General features: G+C 64.8%; 19 protein-coding genes. 8 read left to right on the plus strand and 11 right to left on the minus strand.

Going from position 1 to position 19,091, the window contains the following annotated elements:
- Positions 1-289 precede the first annotated feature (289 nt).
- The 5 genes from BM154_RS01745 to hemN all read left to right on the plus strand — a co-directional run bounded on the left by BM154_RS01745 (position 290) and on the right by hemN (position 5,653).
- The gene (locus BM154_RS01745) at positions 290-796 is read left to right on the plus strand and encodes a FixH family protein (protein ID WP_074880217.1); all 507 of its coding nucleotides are present in this window, start codon (positions 290-292) and stop codon (positions 794-796) included.
- Complete coding sequence (locus BM154_RS01750; protein WP_167364657.1) at positions 796-3,234, plus strand: heavy metal translocating P-type ATPase; 2,439 nt, start codon at positions 796-798, stop codon at positions 3,232-3,234. The genes BM154_RS01745 and BM154_RS01750 overlap by 1 nt, the downstream gene beginning before the upstream one ends.
- Complete coding sequence (gene ccoS / locus BM154_RS01755; protein ID WP_074880222.1) at positions 3,231-3,434, plus strand: cbb3-type cytochrome oxidase assembly protein CcoS; 204 nt, start codon at positions 3,231-3,233, stop codon at positions 3,432-3,434. Before BM154_RS01750 ends, ccoS begins: the two co-directional genes overlap by 4 nt.
- The gene (locus tag BM154_RS01760; protein ID WP_074880226.1) at positions 3,427-4,110 is read left to right on the plus strand and encodes a sulfite exporter TauE/SafE family protein; all 684 of its coding nucleotides are present in this window, start codon (positions 3,427-3,429) and stop codon (positions 4,108-4,110) included. Before ccoS ends, BM154_RS01760 begins: the two co-directional genes overlap by 8 nt.
- 160 nt (positions 4,111-4,270) lie before the next feature.
- The gene (hemN, locus tag BM154_RS01765; protein ID WP_074880227.1) at positions 4,271-5,653 is read left to right on the plus strand and encodes an oxygen-independent coproporphyrinogen III oxidase; all 1,383 of its coding nucleotides are present in this window, start codon (positions 4,271-4,273) and stop codon (positions 5,651-5,653) included.
- Positions 5,654-5,689: 36 nt separating this feature from the next.
- Here the strand turns inward: hemN and BM154_RS01770 are convergent, their stop codons facing one another.
- Complete coding sequence (locus BM154_RS01770; RefSeq protein WP_139225371.1) at positions 5,690-6,169, minus strand: hypothetical protein; 480 nt, start codon at positions 6,167-6,169, stop codon at positions 5,690-5,692.
- Positions 6,170-6,318: 149 nt separating this feature from the next.
- Between BM154_RS01770 and fnr the strand changes: the two genes are divergently transcribed.
- Both fnr and BM154_RS01780 read left to right on the plus strand, forming a co-directional pair.
- Complete coding sequence (gene fnr, locus BM154_RS01775) at positions 6,319-7,053, plus strand: fumarate/nitrate reduction transcriptional regulator Fnr (RefSeq protein ID WP_074880234.1); 735 nt, start codon at positions 6,319-6,321, stop codon at positions 7,051-7,053.
- A 26-nt stretch (positions 7,054-7,079) separates the two neighbouring features.
- Entirely contained in the window at positions 7,080-7,628 is a 549-nt protein-coding gene (locus BM154_RS01780) for an adenine phosphoribosyltransferase (protein ID WP_074880237.1), read from the plus strand.
- Between the two features lie 68 nt (positions 7,629-7,696).
- Here BM154_RS01780 and sppA read toward each other — a convergent pair whose 3' ends face one another.
- From sppA to rluC, 3 genes are read right to left on the minus strand one after another with little or no spacing between them, the layout of a single operon-like run.
- Complete coding sequence (gene sppA / locus BM154_RS01785; protein WP_074880240.1) at positions 7,697-8,671, minus strand: signal peptide peptidase SppA; 975 nt, start codon at positions 8,669-8,671, stop codon at positions 7,697-7,699.
- On the minus strand, positions 8,661-9,356 hold the full coding sequence (locus BM154_RS01790; protein ID WP_074880243.1) for an HAD-IA family hydrolase: 696 nt from the start codon (positions 9,354-9,356) through the stop codon (positions 8,661-8,663). The genes sppA and BM154_RS01790 overlap by 11 nt, the downstream gene beginning before the upstream one ends.
- On the minus strand, positions 9,349-10,302 hold the full coding sequence (gene rluC, locus BM154_RS01795; protein ID WP_074882307.1) for a 23S rRNA pseudouridine(955/2504/2580) synthase RluC: 954 nt from the start codon (positions 10,300-10,302) through the stop codon (positions 9,349-9,351). The genes BM154_RS01790 and rluC overlap by 8 nt, the downstream gene beginning before the upstream one ends.
- A 747-nt stretch (positions 10,303-11,049) precedes the next feature.
- Between rluC and rne the strand changes: the two genes are divergently transcribed.
- A complete protein-coding gene (gene rne, locus BM154_RS01800; RefSeq protein ID WP_074880246.1) occupies positions 11,050-14,250 on the plus strand; it encodes a ribonuclease E in 3,201 nt (1,066 codons plus the stop codon).
- A gap of 248 nt (positions 14,251-14,498) precedes the next feature.
- On the opposite strand, the gene murB is transcribed toward rne, so the two are convergent.
- Genes murB through BM154_RS01835 form a run of 7 tightly spaced genes read right to left on the minus strand, consistent with a single transcriptional unit; the run spans position 14,499 to position 19,058 of the window.
- Entirely contained in the window at positions 14,499-15,518 is a 1,020-nt protein-coding gene (gene murB, locus BM154_RS01805; protein WP_074880249.1) for a UDP-N-acetylmuramate dehydrogenase, read from the minus strand.
- Positions 15,515-15,979: a low molecular weight protein-tyrosine-phosphatase gene (locus BM154_RS01810; protein WP_074882308.1), complete on the minus strand. Its 465-nt coding sequence runs from the start codon at positions 15,977-15,979 to the stop codon at positions 15,515-15,517. Before BM154_RS01810 ends, murB begins: the two co-directional genes overlap by 4 nt.
- The gene (gene kdsB, locus BM154_RS01815; protein ID WP_074880252.1) at positions 15,979-16,743 is read right to left on the minus strand and encodes a 3-deoxy-manno-octulosonate cytidylyltransferase; all 765 of its coding nucleotides are present in this window, start codon (positions 16,741-16,743) and stop codon (positions 15,979-15,981) included. The genes BM154_RS01810 and kdsB overlap by 1 nt, the downstream gene beginning before the upstream one ends.
- A 1-nt stretch (position 16,744) precedes the next feature.
- Positions 16,745-16,930 carry a Trm112 family protein gene (locus tag BM154_RS01820; protein ID WP_073264637.1) on the minus strand — a complete coding sequence of 62 codons (186 nt, stop codon included), beginning with the start codon at positions 16,928-16,930 and terminating at the stop codon, positions 16,745-16,747.
- Between the two features lie 39 nt (positions 16,931-16,969).
- Positions 16,970-17,977 carry a tetraacyldisaccharide 4'-kinase gene (lpxK, locus tag BM154_RS01825; RefSeq protein WP_074880255.1) on the minus strand — a complete coding sequence of 336 codons (1,008 nt, stop codon included), beginning with the start codon at positions 17,975-17,977 and terminating at the stop codon, positions 16,970-16,972.
- On the minus strand, positions 17,977-18,405 hold the full coding sequence (locus tag BM154_RS01830) for an ExbD/TolR family protein (RefSeq protein ID WP_074880257.1): 429 nt from the start codon (positions 18,403-18,405) through the stop codon (positions 17,977-17,979). Before BM154_RS01830 ends, lpxK begins: the two co-directional genes overlap by 1 nt.
- The gene (locus BM154_RS01835) at positions 18,402-19,058 is read right to left on the minus strand and encodes a MotA/TolQ/ExbB proton channel family protein (RefSeq protein WP_074880260.1); all 657 of its coding nucleotides are present in this window, start codon (positions 19,056-19,058) and stop codon (positions 18,402-18,404) included. The genes BM154_RS01830 and BM154_RS01835 overlap by 4 nt, the downstream gene beginning before the upstream one ends.
- Between the last annotated feature and the right edge of the window lie 33 nt (positions 19,059-19,091).

Genomic DNA, 19,091 nt, shown 5'->3' on the forward strand with positions numbered 1-19,091 from the left:
GCGACAAACAATTGCCCCTTCAGAAGGCCGAGTGGAATCATTGTGCAGGGGGACGAGCCGCATGGATGCGGCGAGAGGCCTGATGGGCCAGGGATGGCCCTTCCAGGCCGGCCCCTGGAGCAATGATGGAGCGAGGGAACCCCAGCGAAGCTGGGGCCGGATGGCGGGGCTAGACCTTTTGGTTTCTTTTGGGGCAATGCCAAAAGAAACCCGCTCGTCAGAGCGGAAATGAATGCACTGACAACACGGTAATTGTCACAAACCGCAAATGTGAAGGATCCATCCAGCGATGAACGAAGAGCTCCAACCCGCCCCCTGGTACAAGCAGTTCTGGCCCTGGTTCCTGATCGCCCTGCTCGGCTACTCGGTGATCCAGGGGTTGACCCTGCTGACCGTCGCCACCCGCAATCCGCCGGGGTTGATCTCCGACGACTACTACGACGTCGGCAAGGGCATCAACCAGTCCCTGGAGCGCGAAAACCTGGCAGTGAGCCTGAAACTGCAGGCGACGCTAGACCTGGACGACGAACGTGGCATCGCCGAATTGCAACTACACGGCGCCAGCGCGCCCGCGCAACTGGTGCTCAACCTGGTGTCGCCGACCCAGCCGGAGCGCGATCGCCGCGTGGTGCTGCAGCATCAGGGCCAGGGCCTGTACCGCGGCAACCTGCAGGACAGCGTGCAGGGCCGGCGCTTCGTCGAGCTGATCGGCCAGGAAGGCAGCCAGGACTGGCGCCTGTTCGAGGAAGAAACCCTGGAAACCGGCAAGAGCATCAGGCTCGGGGATGAACGCTGATCGACACCTCGCTTGCAACCAGCGCGCCGCTCGAGCGCAGCAGCCCGGCGCCCTGCTACCACTGCGGCCTGCCGGCGCCGGCGGGCAGCCGTTTTTCGGCGGTGGTACTGGGCCAATCGCGCGCGCTGTGCTGCCCGGGCTGCCAGGCGGTGGCCGAAACCATCGTGCAGAACGGCCTGGAGCACTACTACAGCCACCGCAGCGAGGCGGCCAACAATCCCCAGCAATTGCCCCAGGCGCTGCCCGACGAACTGGCCCTTTATGACCGCCGCGACGTGCAGCAGCCCTTCGTCGAACAAAGCGGCGAATGGAGCGAAACCAGCCTGCTGATCGAGGGCATCAGCTGCGCAGCCTGTGGCTGGCTGATCGAAAAGCACCTCAATGCCCTGCCCGGCGTGGCCGAGGCGCACCTGAACCTGTCCAACCATCGCCTGCGGGTACGCTGGAGCGCCAGCGCCCTGCCCTTGAGCGGGCTGCTCGGCGAAGTGCGGCGCATCGGCTATGCCGCCCACCCCTGGCAGGCCGACGCCGCCGCCGAGCAGCTGACCCGCGAGAACCGCCGCGCCATGCGCCAGCTGGGCGTCGCCGGGCTGCTGTGGATGCAGGTGATGATGGCCAGCATGGCCACCTGGCCGGAGTTCAACGTCGACCTGAGCCCGGAGCTGGACAGCATCCTGCGCTGGGTCAGCCTGTTCCTCACCACGCCCATCGTCTTCTACTGCTGCGGCCAGTTCTTTCGCGGCGCGCTGCGCGACCTGCGCACCCGTCACCTGAGCATGGACGTCTCCGTGTCGCTGGCCATCGGCGGCGCCTACGCGGCGGGCATCTGGTCCACGGTCATGGGCCATGGCGAGTTGTATTTCGATGCCGTGGGCATGTTCGCCCTGTTCCTGCTCAGCGGTCGCTACCTGGAACGCCGCGCCCGGGAGCGTACCGCGGCGGCTACCGCGCAACTGGTCAAGCTGCTGCCGGCCTCGTGCCTGCGCCTGGATGAACAGGGCCAGGGCCAGCGCATCCTGCTCAGCGAGCTGCAACCCGGCGACCAGGTGCTGGTGCCACCGGGTGCGCTGATCCCGGCCGACGGCCAGGTGCTGGCCGGGCAGTCCAGCGTCGATGAATCGCTGCTCACCGGCGAGTACCTGCCACAGGCGCGCAGCGTCGGCGATGGCGTGACCGCTGGCACCCTCAATGTCGAGGGGCCGCTGACCGTCGAGGTGCAGGCACTGGGCGACGCCACCCGGCTGTCGGCCATCGTCCGCCTGCTGGAGCGGGCACAAAGCGAGAAGCCGCGCCTGGCTGAGATCGCCGACCGGGTGGCGCAGTGGTTCCTGTTGATCGTGCTGGTGGTGGCGGCCATCGTCGGGGTTGTCTGGTGGCAGCTCGATGCATCGCAGGCATTTTGGGTGGTGCTCGCCCTGCTTGTCGCCACCTGCCCCTGCGCCCTCGCCCTGGCGACGCCGACAGCGCTGACCACGGCCACCGGCACCCTGCACAAACTCGGCATGCTGCTGACCCGCGGCCACGTGCTGGAAGGCCTTGAGCAGATCGACACGCTGATCGTCGACAAGACCGGCACCCTCACCGAAGGCCGCCTGACCCTGCGTGCCGTGCACCCGCTCGGCTCGCTGGATGGCGATACCTGCCTGGCCCTGGCCGCGGCGCTGGAAAGCCAATCGGAACATCCGATCGCCCGCGCCTTCGGCCGCGCCACGGCGCGCGTTGAGGCGCTAGAAAACATTCCCGGCCTGGGTCTGCAAGGCATCGTCGAGGGGCGGCGCCTGCGCATAGGCGGGGCCGAGTTCGTCAGCGCGCTGAGCGGCTGTACCGCACCGGCCATCGCCGGTGGACAGGGCCAGTGGCTGCTGCTCGGCGACGAGCAAGGGCCGCTGGCCTGGTTCGTACTCGACGACCGCTTGCGCGAGGATGCCCCCGCCCTGGTCGAGGCGGCATGTGGGCGTGGTTGGCAGATCCTGCTGCTCAGCGGCGACAGCTCGCCCATGGTCGGCGAAGTGGCCCGCCAGCTGGGTATCGACCAGGCCCGCGGCGGGCTGACACCGGACGCCAAGCTGGCCATCCTGCGCGACCTGCAGGCCAGAGGCCGCCGTGTGCTGATGCTCGGTGACGGCGTCAACGACGTGCCGGTACTCGCCGGCGCCGATATCAGCGTGGCCATGGGTTCGGCCTCGGATCTGGCCAAGACCAGCGCCGACGCCGTGCTGCTCTCCAATCGGCTGACCAGCCTGGTCGATGCCCTGCGCCTGGCGCGCCGCACCCGCACCATCATCATCGAGAACCTGGCCTGGGCCGGGCTGTACAATGGCCTGGTGCTGCCCTTCGCCGCCCTCGGCTGGATCACGCCGATCTGGGCCGCCCTGGGCATGTCGGCCAGCTCTTTGCTGGTGGTACTCAACGCACTGCGCCTGGGGAAAGCACCATGACCGCACTGTATATCCTGATTCCCGTCGCCCTGCTGCTGGTGATCTTCGCCGTGTGGCTGTTCTTCTGGGCCGTGGACAGCGGCCAGTACGACGACCTCGACAGCCCGGCGCACCGCATCCTCTTCGACGACGATGACCCACGCCACCAGGCGGCGGTGAAACAGGCCAAACACGAGCCCACTGTCAAAGACCATGACTGACCTGCTGCCGCAACTGATCTCCGCGCTGATCCTCGGCCTGCTCGGCGGCGGCCATTGCCTGGGCATGTGCGGCGGTCTGATGGGTGCGCTGAGTCTGGCCATCCCCGCCGAGCGGCGCCATCAGCGCCTGCAGCTTCTGGTCGCCTATAACGCCGGGCGGATTCTCAGCTACACCGCAGCCGGTTTGCTGCTCGGCCTGGCCGGCTGGGTAATAGCCAGCGGTCCGCTTGCCACCGTAATGCGTGGCCTCGCCGGGCTACTGCTGATCGCCATGGGCCTGTACCTGGCCGGCTGGTGGAGCGGACTGACGCGCATCGAAGCGCTGGGCCGCGGGCTCTGGCGCCGGCTGCAACCGATCACCCGACGCTTTATGCCAATCACCAGCCTGCCGCGTGCTCTGCTGCTCGGCGGCCTGTGGGGCTGGCTGCCCTGCGGCCTGGTGTACAGCACACTGCTGTGGGCGGCGAGCCAGGGTGATGCCCTGCGCAGCGCCGCCCTTATGTTCGCCTTCGGCCTCGGCACCCTGCCGGTGCTGCTGGCTACCGGGCTGGCGGCCGAGCGCCTGGCCGGCCTGTTGCGCTGGCGCGGCGTGCGCGTGGCCGGCGGTCTGCTGGTAATGTTGTTCGGCCTGTGGACCCTGCCCGGCCCGCACCAGCACTGGCTGATGGGGCACTGAAGCCAGGCGCCCTTTCCAGGATTGCGCTTCGCTCACCCAGGCTACGGAGCTAATAGCACCAACGGTTACGCCACCGCTGCGACCCCATGACTCAGATCAAAAAGCCCCGCCACTGCGTTCCCTAGACTGCTGAGCATTCAATGCTAAAGCGGAACTCGCCATGCTCGACGCCATCCAGTGGGATTCCGACCTGATCCGCCGCTACGATCAAGCCGGCCCGCGCTACACCTCTTATCCCACCGCCGTGCAGTTTCATGACGGCGTCGGCTCCTTCGACCTGCTCCACGCCCTGCGTGACAGCCGCCGCGCGCTGCGCCCACTGTCGCTGTACCTGCATCTGCCGTTCTGCGCCAACATCTGCTACTACTGCGCCTGCAACAAGGTCATCACCAAGGATCGCGGCCGCACTCAGCCCTACCTGCAAGCGCTCGAGCGGGAAATGACGTTGATCGGTCACCATGTCGACAAGCGTCAACGCATCGAGCAGCTGCACCTGGGCGGCGGCACCCCGACCTTTCTTAGCCATGACGAACTGCGTCAGCTGATGAGCAAGCTGCGCGAGCATTTCACCCTGCTCGATGACGACAGCGGTGACTACAGCATCGAGATCGACCCCCGTGAGGCGGACTGGTCGACCATGGGCCTGCTACGCGAGCTGGGCTTCAATCGGGTCAGCCTCGGCGTACAGGACCTCGACCCCAACGTGCAGCGCGCCATCAACCGCCTGCAGAGCCTGGAAGAAACCCGCGCCATCGTCGAAGCCGCGCGCACCCTGCAATTTCGCTCGGTGAACATCGACCTGATCTACGGCCTGCCGCAGCAAACACCGGAGAACTTCGCCCACACCGTGCAGCAGGTCATCGCCCTGCAGCCCGATCGACTGTCGCTGTTCAACTATGCCCACCTGCCGGAGCGCTTCCTGCCGCAGCGGCGCATCGACAGCGGGCAACTGCCCAGCGCGGCAGCCAAGCTGGCCATGCTGCAAGGCAGCATCGAGCAACTGGCGGGCGCCGGTTATCGCTACATCGGCATGGACCATTTCGCCCTGCCCGACGATGAGCTGGCCAGCGCCCAGGAAGACGGCAGCCTGCAGCGCAACTTCCAGGGCTATACCACCCACGGCCACTGCGATCTGATCGGCCTTGGCGTGTCGTCGATCAGCCAGATTGGCGACCTGTACTGCCAGAACAGCTCGGATTTGGCCGCCTACCAGGGCAGCCTGAACAACGGACAACTGGCCACCCTACGCGGCCTGGGCTGCAACGACGACGATCGGATTCGTCGGGCGGTGATCCAGCAGCTGATCTGTCACTTCCAGTTGGAGTTCGCGGACATCGAGCAGCGCTTCGCCATGAGCTTTCGCAGCTACTTCGCCGATGCCTGGCCAGCACTGCAGCAGATGCACCGTGACGGGCTGATCGAATTGGCGGAGCGCGGCATCCAGGTATTGCCGGCGGGGCGGCTGCTGGTGCGCTCGCTGTGCATGCTGTTCGACCGCTACCTGGGTGAGACCAACCAGCAGCGCTTTTCGCGGGTTATCTGAGCATCGCGGCCGGCAGGGCCGCGCGGCACCACCCTGTCACCTGGCCATCAGCGAGGCGGCGGTCGAGCTCTGTTCGCTGCTCAGGTTCTGATCGCGCATCACTTTCACCAGCTGCGCATTGGCCGTGCTCAGCGCGCTGTTAAGCGTACCGACCTCGAGCTGCAAGGCGCGCACTGCGGCCTGCTGTTCATCGTCGTCCATATCGCCCTGGGCCATCTGTGCCTGCAACTCGGCCATTTTCTCGTCAAGCTGGTTCTTCAGCTCACGGATCATCTTCAATAACTGCTTCACTTCGTCGGGCAGATCGCTTTCTTCGATATCGGCATTCTTGGCTGCCGTCTGCTGGGAGCGCTTCAGGCCTTCGGCGGAAAGCGTCACCGTGACACCCGGCGCGCTGTCCGATTCCGCGGTAAGCGCGCCAGCCTGGCTTTGCTCGCCAGGCTCGGCTGGCACTGCAGCGGGCGCAGGCGCGAGAGCGGGTACGTAGGCGCGCTGACCCAAGATAGATGTATCCACCTGCATCACAATCTTCCATGGCTTGAATTCATCGATACAGTTCTATCGGCAGGCGCGTGCGACACTTGAGCACCCTGCGGCAGGTGGCCGCGCACCCCTCTGGTGCGTTACCCTTACGACTTCTGAGTGATTACCTAGGGATAAGGGCGATGTCCGAAAGCATCAAGCTGCGCACTACTCATCAGGCACACTGCAAGGATTGCAGCCTCGCCAGCCTCTGCCTGCCCCTGTCGCTGGATCTCAAGGACATGGACGCCCTCGACGACATCGTCAAACGCGGCCGTCCGCTGAAGAAAGGCGAGTTCCTGTTCCGCCAGGGTGACACTTTCACGTCAGTGTTCGCTGTGCGCTCCGGCGCGCTGAAGACCTTCAGCCTGAGCGATGCCGGCGAGGAACAGATCACCGGTTTCCACCTGCCCAGCGAGCTGGTCGGCCTCTCCGGCATGGACACCGAGCTGTACCCGGTGTCCGCCCAGGCCCTGGAAACCACCTCGGTCTGCGAGATTCCCTTCGAGCGCCTCGACGAGCTGTCGGTGAGCCTGCCCCAGTTGCGTCGTCAGCTGATGCGTGTGATGAGCCGCGAGATTCGCGACGACCAGCAGATGATGCTGCTGCTTTCGAAAAAGACCGCCGATGAGCGCATCGCCACCTTCCTGGTCAACCTGTCCGCGCGCTTCAGCGCCCGCGGTTTCTCGGCCAACCAGTTCCGCCTGGCAATGTCGCGCAATGAAATCGGCAACCACTTGGGCCTGGCCGTGGAAACCGTGTCGCGGGTGTTCACCCGTTTCCAGCAGAGCAACCTGATCGAAGCCGAAGGCAAGGAAGTGCATATTCTCGACCCGATCGAGCTGTGTGCGCTGGCCGGTGGTAACCTTAGCGGCTGATACTCCCGTTAAGGATTCACGCTGCCATGATCTTTGATGATTTCACCATCAAGACCCTTATCCGCCCGGTCAATGACTTCCCCAAGCCGGGCGTGGTGTTTCGCGACATCACCCCGCTGTTCCAGTCCCCGCGCGCCCTGCGCATGGTCATCGACAGCCTGATCCAGCGCTATGTCGAGGCCGATTTCAGCCATGTCGGTGCCATGGATGCCCGCGGCTTTCTGATCGGCTCGATTCTCGCCTACGAGCTGAACAAGCCGCTGGTGCTGTTTCGCAAACAGGGCAAGCTGCCCGCCGACGTGCTCAGCCAGGGCTACCAGACCGAATACGGCGAAGCCTTCCTGGAAGCCCACGCCGACAGCCTGTGCGAAGGTGACAAGGTGCTGATCGTCGACGACCTGATCGCCACCGGTGGCACCCTGCTGGCCGCCGTACAGCTGATCAAGCGCATGGGCGCCGGCATTCACGAGGCGGCGGCGATCATCGATCTGCCCGAACTCGGTGGCTCCCGCCGCCTCCAGGATATGGGCATTCCCACCTACAGCCTGACCGCCTTCGCCCTCGACGAGCGTTGATAGCCAGGCGGTCGCCTAAATAAAAAGCCCCGGCACTGGCCGGGGCTTTTTTATGGCAACGCGGGTAATCAGCGCAGAGTAGGCCCCTGGAAGCCCATCCACAGCGCCAGGTGTTCGGCCACGCTGGCGCCCAGCCGCTTGGTGAAGCGATCCAGTGGGCTCTCCTGCACGGTGAAGTCGACCATTTCTTCCTGGCCGATCACTTCGCGAGCCACATAGCTGGTGCTGCCCAGGGCGTCAATCAAGCCCAATTGCAGCGCCTGCTCGCCGGACCACACCAGCCCGGAGAACAGCTCGGGATGCTCGGCATCCTTGAGGCGATCGCCACGGCCCTTTTTCACGCTATCGATGAACTGCTTGTGGGTGGTTTCCAGCACGGTCTTCCAGAAGGCCGCTTCTTCCGGCTTCTGCGGCTGGAACGGGTCGAGAAACGCCTTGTGTTCACCCGAAGTGTAGACGCGACGCTCGACGCCAAGCTTCTCCATGGTCTCGACGAAACCGAAGCTGGCCGCCGTGACGCCGATCGAGCCCACCAGGCTGGCCTTGTCGGCGTAGATCTGGTCCGCGGCGCTGGCGATGTAATAGGCACCGGATGCGCCGAGGTCGGAGATCACCGCATAGACCTTGATGTCCGGGTGCTCGCCACGCAGACGGCGGATTTCGTCATACACGTAGCCCGACTGCACCGGGCTGCCGCCCGGGCTGTTGATACGCAGGATCACGCCCTTGGTGTTGGGGTCCTTGAACGCGGCGCGCAGGCTACCGACGATGTTGTCGGCACTGGCCGCTTCCTTGTCGGCAATCATGCCGCGCACTTCGATCACTGCGGTGTGGGCCGTGCTGCTGCCACTCTGGGTGCTGATCAGCGGCGAGAACAAGGCAAGGGCGCCAAACAGGTAAATGAAGGTCAGCAACTTGAAGAAGATGCCCCAGCGCCGCGACCGGCGCTGCTCCTGGACACTGGCCAGCAACGTCTTTTCGAGGAGCTTCCAGCTCTTCGGGTCGCTCTCGGAGACCGACGACGTCTTTCTCTCACCCCACATGCTCAATCTCCTCGGTTCGGGTCTCGGCTACCCTGCTGCTCAGCCAGGTACTCAATTGCATGAAATGGTCGATCGACAACTTCGGTTGGTAGAGGCTCAGCGCCTCCAGCGTCTGGGCACCATAGCCCACCGCCACCGAATCCATACCCGCGCGTTGCGCCATCAGCAGGTCGAACGAAGAATCGCCGACCATCAACGCCTGTTCGGCCGTTACCCCACAGTGCTGCAGGATCTCCTGCAACATCAACGGGTCCGGCTTGCTGGCGGTTTCATCGGCGCAGCGCGTGATATCGAAATAATCCTGCCAGCCGAGTGTGTCGAGAATCCGCTGCAGGCCGCGGCGACTCTTGCCGGTGGCGACCGCCAGCTGATAACCCTGCTCGCGAAACCTCGCCAGGCTCTGCTCGACGCCCGGAAAGAACCCGGACGGCGTCTGATCCATTGCCACGTAACAGGCACTGTAATGGCCATGGAAGCGTTCGACGTGCGCCGCTTCGCCGAGTTCCGGATAAAGCGTGGTGATCGCTTGGGGCAGCGCCAGGCCGATGATGCCCTTGACCGCCTCGTCGCTGCGCCGTGGCACGCCGCACAGATCGGCAGCCTGGTGCATGGCCGTGACGATGCGGGCGATGGAGTCGACCAGGGTGCCGTCCCAGTCGAAGATCAGCAGCTTGTAGTCAGGCACTCAGGCGCTCCACGGTGCGAGCCCACATCTCGTCGACCGGCGCTTCGAGTTTCAGCACACCGCCTTCGGGCAGCGGGATGTTCAGCTCGTAGGCGTGCAGGAACAGGCGTTTGCCGCCCAGTTCGCGGATCTCGCGAGTGAAGTCGTCATCGCCGTACTTGCTGTCACCGGCGATGCAGTGCCCGCCGTACTGGGCGTGCACGCGAATCTGGTGGGTACGGCCAGTGACCGGCCTGGCTTCGACCAGGGTGGCGAACTCGCCGAAACGGCGCAGCACACGGAACAGGGTCAGCGCTTCCTTGCCTTCCGGATTGACCTCGACCATGCGCTCGCCGGAACGCAGGTTGCTCTTGAGCAGCGGCGCGTTGATCTGCTTCTTGGCAGTCGCCCAATGGCCGCGCACCAGCGCCATGTAGCGTTTGTCGACGCCGTCGCCGCGCAGTTGCTCGTGCAGGTGGCGCAGCATGCTGCGCTTCTTGGCGATCATCAACAGGCCGGATGTGTCGCGGTCGAGGCGATGCACCAGCTCCAGGTCCTTGGCGTCCGGGCGCAACTGGCGAAACGCCTCGATCACCCCATAGTTGAGGCCACTGCCGCCATGCACGGCGATGCCGGCCGGCTTGTTGAGCACGATCAGCGCCTTGTCTTCATAGACGATGGCGGCTTCCAGACGCTGCAAAAGGCCCTGGGCCAGCGGCTCGGGCTCGTCGCGTTCGGCCAGGCGCAGCGGCGGAACCCGCACGACGTCACCGGCCTGCAGTTTGTACTCGGGCTTGATGCGCCCCTTGTTGACCCGTACCTCACCCTTGCGCAGGATGCGGTAGATCAAGGTCTTGGGCACGCCCTTGAGCTGATTGCGGAGGAAGTTGTCGATGCGCTGACCCGCGAGTTCAGGCGCGACCTCGAGCAGCTGAACGCCGGAGGTTGGAGTAGTGGGTGTCGTCATGGCCGCGATCATACAATTTTTATGGATTTGAAGCACTTAATCATTGCTGCTATAGTCGCGAATGCCGTCAAAAGCGGCCTGATTCGCGGATGTTGCCAAACCGCCATCGCGAATCGAGCAACCCATTCAGGACATAAGGCTGTCCGACGGGCTCCTCATAGAGCGATAGGCCAGCATGGCTGCTCGAGAAACTCGGAAACAAGGCCTGAGACACAGATGCGTGACCTGCCCACTTGGACGGGTCACGGTAATGCCAACCCGCTGCGGATTTTCGTGAGCGGCACCCGATTTTCAGCGATACGTGTAGGGTGGAGATGCACAACGGTCGGCCTGCGTAGCAAAGAGCTTTATCAGAGACGCGTCATATCGTCCGCTACCGACCCTTGATTCCTCCTCCTGACTGAGAGCCTGTTTAGGATCTCGCGAGCTAGCGCCAGGCAAGACGCTACGTTAGTAACAGCCTCCAACGCGAGGCAGGCAAGGAACGAGGCTTACTCGTGCAGTAAGCGGGCCTTCCAAACCGGTTTTAACGCAGCAAGGCCGATGCTTAGCCGGATCACAAGCAAGCTTTGAGTGCTTTCTGTCACATACAGCAAGCAGGAGACGTCCGTCGCGGCCCAGCACAACTGGCTGCTGCCGCTAGACAATGAAACGATTTACGCCCGTTTCTGACGCACCTGACACCGACCCTGAGCGTCGTGTGTGCCTAACGCGGCTTCCGGCAGCACCGGAAACCACTGGTACCACATGAAAAGAATGCTGATTAACGCAACTCAACCCGAAGAGTTGCGTGTTGCGCTGGTAGATGGCCAGCGCCTGTACGACCTGGACATCGAGTCAGGCGCCCGTGTACAGAAGAAATCCAATATCTACAAAGGCCGCATTACCCGCGTAGAACCCAGCCTCGAAGCGGCATTCGTCGATTTCGGCTCCGAGCGTCACGGCTTCCTCCCCCTCAAAGAAATCTCCCGCGAATACTTCTCCAAAGCCCCTGAAGGCCGCGTCAACATCAAGGACGTGCTCAAGGAAGGCCAGGAAGTCATCGTTCAGGTCGAGAAAGAAGAGCGTGGCAACAAGGGCGCGGCCCTGACCACCTTCATCAGCCTCGCCGGTCGTTATCTGGTACTGATGCCCAACAACCCGCGTGCCGGTGGCATCAGCCGCCGCATCGAAGGTGAAGAGCGCAACGAACTGCGCGAAGCCCTCAACGGCCTGGACATCCCGGGCGACATGGGCCTGATCGTGCGCACCGCCGGCCTGGGCCGCAGCAGCGAAGAAATGCAGTGGGACCTCGACTACCTGCTGCAACTGTGGAGCGCCATCAAGGAAGCCTCCCAGGACCGCCCTGCCCCGTTCCTGATCTATCAGGAAAGCAACGTCATCATCCGCGCCATCCGCGACTACCTGCGCCAGGACATCGGCGAAGTGCTGGTCGACAGCGTCGAAGCCCAGGAAGAAGCCCTGACCTTCATCCGCCAGGTGATGCCGCAGTACGCCAGCAAGATCAAGCTGTACGAAGACAGCGTGCCGCTGTTCAACCGCTTCCAGATCGAAAGCCAGATCGAAACCGCCTTCCAGCGTGAAGTTAAGCTGCCGTCCGGTGGCTCGATCTACATCGACCCGACCGAAGCCCTGGTGTCCATCGACATCAACTCGGCGCGCGCCACCAAAGGCAGCGACATCGAGGAAACTGCGCTGCAGACCAACCTGGAAGCGGCCGAAGAGATCGCCCGCCAACTGCGCCTGCGCGACATCGGCGGCCTGATCGTCATCGACTTCATCGACATGACGCCGGCCAAGAACCAGCGCGCCGTCGAAGAGAAAGTTCGCGAAGCCCTGGAAGCCGACCGTGCCCGTGTACAAGTCGGCCGCATCTCGCGCTTCGGCCTGCTGGAAATGTCCCGTCAACGCCTGCGCCCCTCCCTGGGCGAAAGCAGCGGCATCGTCTGCCCGCGCTGCAACGGCCAAGGCATCATCCGTGACGTCGAGTCGCTGTCCCTGGCGATTCTGCGCCTGATCGAAGAAGAGGCCCTGAAAGACCGTACCGCTGAAGTACGCGCCCAGGTGCCGATCCCGGTCGCCGCCTTCCTGCTCAACGAGAAGCGCAACTCGATCACCAAGATCGAACTGCGTACCCGTGCGCGTATCGTCATCCTGCCGAACGATCACCTGGAAACCCCGCACTTCGAAGTGCAGCGCATCCGTGACGACAGCCCGGAAGCCCAGAGCGCCCAGACCAGCTACGAGATGGCCACGGTCGAAGCCGAGGAAGAGAAACCGGCAGCCGCCACCCGCACCCTGGTGCGCCAGGAAGCCGCCATCAAGGCCGCCCCGCCGCGCAGCGCACCGGCGCCCGTGAGCGAAGCAGCCGCGCCGGCCGCACCGGTTACCGCAGCAGCACCAGCCGGTGGCCTGTTCAAGGGCCTGGTGAAATCCCTGGTAGGTCTGTTCGCCGGCGCCGAAGAGCAGAAGCCGACCGTGGTCGAGAAGAAGCCGGGCGAGCGCCAGCCGCGCGGTGACGAGCGCCGCAACGGTCGCCAGCAGAACCGCAACCGTGGCAACCGCCGCGACGACGATCGCAAGCCACGCGAAGAACGCGCACCACGTGAAGATCGCGCTGCTCGCGAAGAGCGTGCACCGCGTGAAGAGCGTGCGCCCCGCGAGGAGCGCCAACCGCGTGCTCCACGTGAAGATCGCCAGCCCCGCGAGAACGTGGAAGTGCGCGAGCCTCAGGAAGTGCGTCAATCCCGTCCGCCACGCGAGCCGCGTGAAGGCCAGGAAAACCGTCGCGAGCGCCGTCCGCGCGAAGAGCGTCAACCGCGCGAGCTGCGTGCCCCGCTGGATGCCGAGCCGCAGAGCGAAAACGTAGCGGTCGCAGCTGAAGAAACCCGCGCCGAACGCCCGCAACGCGAACCGCGTCAGCCACGCCAGCCGCGTGAAGAGCGTCAGCCACGTGCCGAGCAGGCGCAGGCCGACAGCGCCGAAGAAGAAGTGCTGAACAGCGAAGAGCAGCAAGACGACGATCAGGACGGTAACGAAGGTGGTGACCGCCCACGTCGCCGCTCCCGTGGCCAGCGTCGCCGCAGCAATCGTCGTGAACGTCAGCGTGATGCCGATGGCAACCCGATCGAAGGCAGCGAAGACAACGCCGAGCAGCCGGTAGATGGTGCCAGCATCGCAGCCGCCGCCACCGTGGCCGCCGTGATCGCCGACACCGAGCAGCCTGCGGAACAGCAAGCGGCCGGTGAGCGCGAAGTGAGCGCTCCAGTTGCAGCGGTCGAGGCAGCCCCCGCTGCCGAAGCCGAGCAACCTGCCCAGGCCGCCGAAGCCACTGCCACCCCGGTGGTCGCCGAGCGCGCCGACGTGGTGATCGAGGCGCTGCCGGAAGTCGAGCAGCCGCGCGAACAGGCGCCGGTTTTCGAAGCGCCGGTCGAGCCGGCAGCAGTAGCTGCCGAGCCGGTGAGCGAAGCGGTTGTTGCCGAGACCCCGGCCATTGTTGAAGCCCCGGCAGTCGAGAAGCCGCTGGCCGAGGCGCCAGTCGCCGAAACCACCGTGGTGACCCAGGCTCCAGAAGCTGCTCCGGTAGTCGAGGCTGCTCCTGAAGCAGAGCAAGCACCTGCGGCAGCCATCGAGCAGGTAGCCACGTCGGCACCGGTCAGCAGCAACGGCCGTGCGCCGAACGACCCTCGCGAAGTACGCCGTCGCAAGCGTGAAGAAGAGCGTCTGGCTCGCGAAGCCGAAGAAGCTGCCAAGGCTGCCGCTGCGGCCCCTGCCGTGGTCGAGGCCGCTCCGGCCGTTGAAGCGGCTCCGGTGGCGCAAGGCGAAGCCGTGGTCGAGGCCCAACCAGCCAGCGAGCCGGTCGAGCAAGCCGAACAGGCTGAGGTGATCGTCACGCCGGTCGACGAAAGCGCCCAGCGCGATCAGGATGCGCCCAAACCGCAAGCCTGATAGCTGACGCGTAATGAAAAGGGATGCTTCGGCATCCCTTTTTTATTGCCTGGAATCCGCTGCTCGGTCGTATGCGCGCCGGGATCTCGGGCCGGCCGTGGATCGCCCTGATATCGCTGCGCTCGCCTCAGCTAAGGAAAGCCGGGTTCTGTAGCACGCGTTTGAACGCAGCCCTGCTTGGGCCTGGAGAGCAATGATGAGATGAAGTCTGCGCAGCCCCGCCAAACCGGCGAGGCCGCGCAGCGTAATCAGAGCACGTTCGGCTCTATTTCCAGGCTTACACCAAAGCGCTCGGCGATATCCGCCTGAATGCGCCGGGCCAGGTCGAGCAATTGCTGCCCAGTGGCGTTGCCGTAATTGACCAGCACCAGGGCCTGCAGCCGGTGCACGCCGGCGTCGCCGTCGCGAAAGCCCTTCCAACCGGCCTTGTCGATCAGCCAGCCGGCCGCCAGCTTCACCTGGCCATCGGGCTGGGGATAGGCCACCAGATCGAGGTATTCGGCTTGCAGACGCTGCGCCAGCTCGGCGGGTACCAGCGGATTCTTGAAGAAGCTGCCGGCATTGCCGAGCACCGCAGGGTCCGGCAGTTTCTCACTGCGGATGGCGCAAATGGCCCGGCTGACATCACTGGCGTTCGGTGACTCGATGCCCTGCTCCGCCAGGCGCTGACGCACCGGGCCGTAATCCAGATGCAGGGCTGCATTACGGCTCAGGGCGAACCGCACGCGCAGGATGATCCAGCGCCCGCTTTCACGCTTGAACAGACTGTCGCGATAGGCGAAGGCACAATCCTGCAGATCGAACTGACGGACCTCGCCAGTCTGCCGATCCAGGGCCGTCAGGCCGAGAAAGCAATCCTTCAGCTCGACACCATAGGCACCAATGTTCTGCACCGGCGAAGCGCCGACCGAGCCGGGAATCAGGCTGAGGTTTTCCAGGCCGACCAGGCCGTGAGCCAGCGTCCACAGCACGAACGGGTGCCAGGGTTCGCCGGCCTCGGCTTCGATCTCCACGCGCTGGCCATCGTCGGCCAGCACGCGAATGCCGCGGCCGACCATGTGCAGCACCAGCGCCTCGACATCGGCGGTCAACAGCAGGTTGCTACCACCGCCAAGCACCAGCAATGGCACCTGTCGCTCGCGAGCAGCGGCGAGCGCCTGGCGCACCTGCTGATCGTCATCCGCCTCGGCAAAGTAGCGCGCTGCCACATCCACGCCAAAAGTGTTATAGGCCTTGAGCGATACGCCCGACTGCACCAGCAGGCTCATAAACGTCCCTTGAGTTCGATCAGCAGGGCATCGCTGGCCTGCTCGAGCAGATCCAACACCTGCTCGAAACCTTCGCTGCCGCCGTAGTACGGATCCGGCACTTCGCTCTCGGCGAGGCCGAAACGGCGCAGGTACAGATCCAGCTCGCCCCGTGCCTGGGCCGGGCGCAGCCGCTGCAGGTCGCGCAGGTTGGCGCTGTCCATGGCCAGGATCAGGTCGAAACGCGCGAAGTCGTCAGCCGAGACCTGGCGACCGCGCAGGCTGGACAGGTCATAACCACGACGCTTGGCAGCTTCCTGAGTACGCGAGTCCGGCGCCTTGCCGATGTGCCAGTCGCCGGTACCGGCAGAGTCGACTTCGATGCGCTCGGCCAGCCCGGTCTGCTGCAGCCGTTGGCGCAATACCGCCTCGGCAGTGGGGGAACGGCAGATATTACCCAGGCACACGAACAGAACGCGCATCAAACACCCAGCAACCGGCGTACACGGTCGAGGTCTTCCTGGGTGTCGACACCAGCAGGCGGCGCCTCCTGTGCGTCGGCGACATGAATGCGCACACCATGCCAGAGCGCACGCAGCTGCTCCAGGCACTCGGTGTTTTCCAGCCAGCATGGGCCCCAGGCGACGAAGTCCTGCAAAAAGCCGGCGCGATAAGCGTAGATACCGATATGCCGGCGATAGGGAACGCCCGACGGCAAGCTGTCGCGATCAGCGGCGAAGGCATCACGCGCCCAGGGCAGCGGCGCGCGGCTGAAGGTCAGCGCCAGGCCATTCAGATCGCTGGCGACCTTGACCACATTGGGGTTGAACAGCGCGGCGACATCCTCGATGGGCTCGGCCAGGGTGGCGATGGCAGCCTGGGGATTGCCGGCCAGATTGGCCGCTACCTGGTCGATGATCGCTGGGGGTACCAGCGGCTCATCGCCCTGCACGTTGACCACGATGGCATCGGCTTCCAGGCCCAGGGCAGCAGCCACTTCAGCCAGGCGGTCGGTGCCGGAGTTGTGGTCGACGCGGGTCAGCAACACCTTGGCACCGAAAGCCTGGCAGGCCTCGACGATGCGCGCATCGTCGGTGGCGATCACCACCTGGGTCGCGCTGCTTTTGCAGGCCTGCTCCCAGACGTGCTGAACCATCGGCTTGCCGGCGATATCCTGCAGCGGTTTGCCCGGCAGGCGGGTGGACGCATAGCGGGCCGGGATCACCACGGTAAAGGCGTTACTCATCTTACTTGTCCAGGCGTTCGTCGTCGGTGAGGGTACGGGCTTCGCTTTCCAGCATCACCGGAATGCCATCGCGAACCGGATAGGCCACACCGGCGCCCTTGCTGATCAGTTCGGTCTTGTCCTGGCTGAGCTTGAGCGGGCCCTTGGTGATCGGGCAGGCCAGGATATCGAGCAGTTTCGGGTCCATGGGAAATCCTTGAGAACAAAAGAGGTAGAGCGTGAACGCTTAGTGCCGCTCGCCGAGCAGACGTTCCAGCCGGGCGTCGAACCAGGCGCGGAATGCCGCAGAGGGCTGAGCGTCGACGGCCAGGTACCACCAATCGTCGGCCGCGAAGGCCCGGCACTTCACCGCATCCTTCTCGGTCATCAGCAACGGCAGCGCCGGCGAGAAATTCAGCAGCTCGGCGCTGTAGGCGGCGTGGTCGGCGAAGGCATGCGCGACAGGCCGCCAGTGTAGCGCCTCGAGGGTCGTGAAGAAACGCTGTGGGTTGCCGATACCGGCCACTGCGTGCACGGCCTGGCCCGGCGGGAAATGGTCGAGCGCGCGACGCTCGCCGCTGCGCAGGTTGATCAGCGCGCTGGGCAGCAGAGTAAAGGCATAGCCGCCGGGTGGATCCTCGGCTGCGCCGTTGTAAAGACAGGCATCCACACTATCCAGCCGCTCGGCCGGCTCGCGCAGCGGCCCGGCGGGCAGGCAGCGGGCGTTGCCTAGACCGCGGGCAGCGTCGATCAGCACCAGTTCCACATCGCGGGCCAGGCGATAGTGCTGCAGGCCATCATCGCTGAGCAGCAGGTCCAACGGCTCCTCTGCGAGCAGCGCCCTCGCCGCTCGACCGCGATCCGGGTCGATCATCAGCGGCACGCCGCTGCGCTGGACGATCAGCAGTGGCTCATCGCCCGCCTGCTCAGCGCTGTGTTCGGCGCGAACACGCCAGGGCAGGCTCGGCGGCTTGGCGCCATAACCGCGGCTGATCACGCCAACGCGCAGGCCCCGGGCCTGGCACTGTTCGACCAGCCAGAGAATCAACGGCGTTTTGCCGGTGCCGCCAATGGTGACGTTGCCCACCACGATCAGCGGCACCGGCGCGCGGTAGATATCGCCCTCGCCAGCGAGGAAGCGCGCCCGCTTGCGCGCCACCACGCTGCGGTACAAGGCCTCCAGCGGGCGCAACAGCGCCAATGCCGGATGCCCTTCGTACCAGGCTTTGACCAAGCGGTCGGCAAGGCTCGCCATCAGGGCGCGGCCTGGGTCTCGACCGTGGTGATGCGCAAGTGGGCGAAGCCCAGCTTGCCGGCGGCGTCCATGGCGGTGATCACCGATTGATGGCTGGTCTTGGCGTCGGCGCTGATGGTCAGCGGCAGGCTGTTGTCACCGCCCGACTCCTTCTGCAGGGCCGCCATCAGGTTGTCCAGATCGTTCTTGATCAGGGCCTGGCCATTGAGCGAGAAGGTGCCATCTGCCGAGATCACCACTTCCAGCTGCTTGAGCTCGCTCTGCTCCGGCGGCGTGCCGCTGGCCGCCTCGGGCAGGTCGACCTGCATGCGGGTCTCCCGGGTGAAGGTGGTGCTTACCACGAAGAACAGCAGCAGGATGAACACCACGTCGATCAGCGAGGCGAGATTGATCTCGACCTGCTCGCGCCGTCTACGTCTGAACTTCACGCTTTCTTGCTCCCCTTGGCCGGCTTGGGCTCCTCGGCAAGGTCGACGTCACGTTCGCCCTGCACCATTTCCACCAGTTTGATGGCTTCCTGCTCCATGCCGATGACCAGTTCATCGACGCGGCGCTGCAGGAAGCGGTGGAAGAACAGTGCCGGAATCGCCACGGTGAGGCCCGAGGCAGTGGTGATCAGCGCTTTGGCGATACCGCCTGCGAGCAGTGCCGGGTTGGCGGTGCTGCCGCCCATGAACGAGCCGAAGATATCGATCATGGCGATCACCGTGCCGAGCAGACCGAGCAGCGGCGCGATACCGGCGATGGTGCCCAGCGCATTGAGGTAGCGCTCCATTTCGTGCACCACACGGGCCGCTGCCTCTTCGATGCACTCCTTCATGATCTCGCGACCATGCTTGGAATTGGCCAGGCCGGCGGCGAGGATCTCACCCAGCGGCGAGTCGGCGCGCAGCTCCTTGAGCTTCTGGCTGTTGAGCTGCTTGTCCTGGATCCAGCGCCACACCTGCCCGAGCAGATGGGGCGGCGTCACGCGGCTGACGCGCAGCGTCCACAGGCGCTCGGCAATGATGCCCAGGGCGGCGATTGAACACAAAATGATCGGCAGCATTACCCAGCCGCCAGATTTAACCAGTTCCCACACGGTGGCAGATCCCCTTCGCAAAAGTGGCGCCAC

Source organism: Phytopseudomonas argentinensis (assembly GCF_900113905.1).
Lineage (GTDB): Bacteria > Pseudomonadota > Gammaproteobacteria > Pseudomonadales > Pseudomonadaceae > Aquipseudomonas > Aquipseudomonas argentinensis.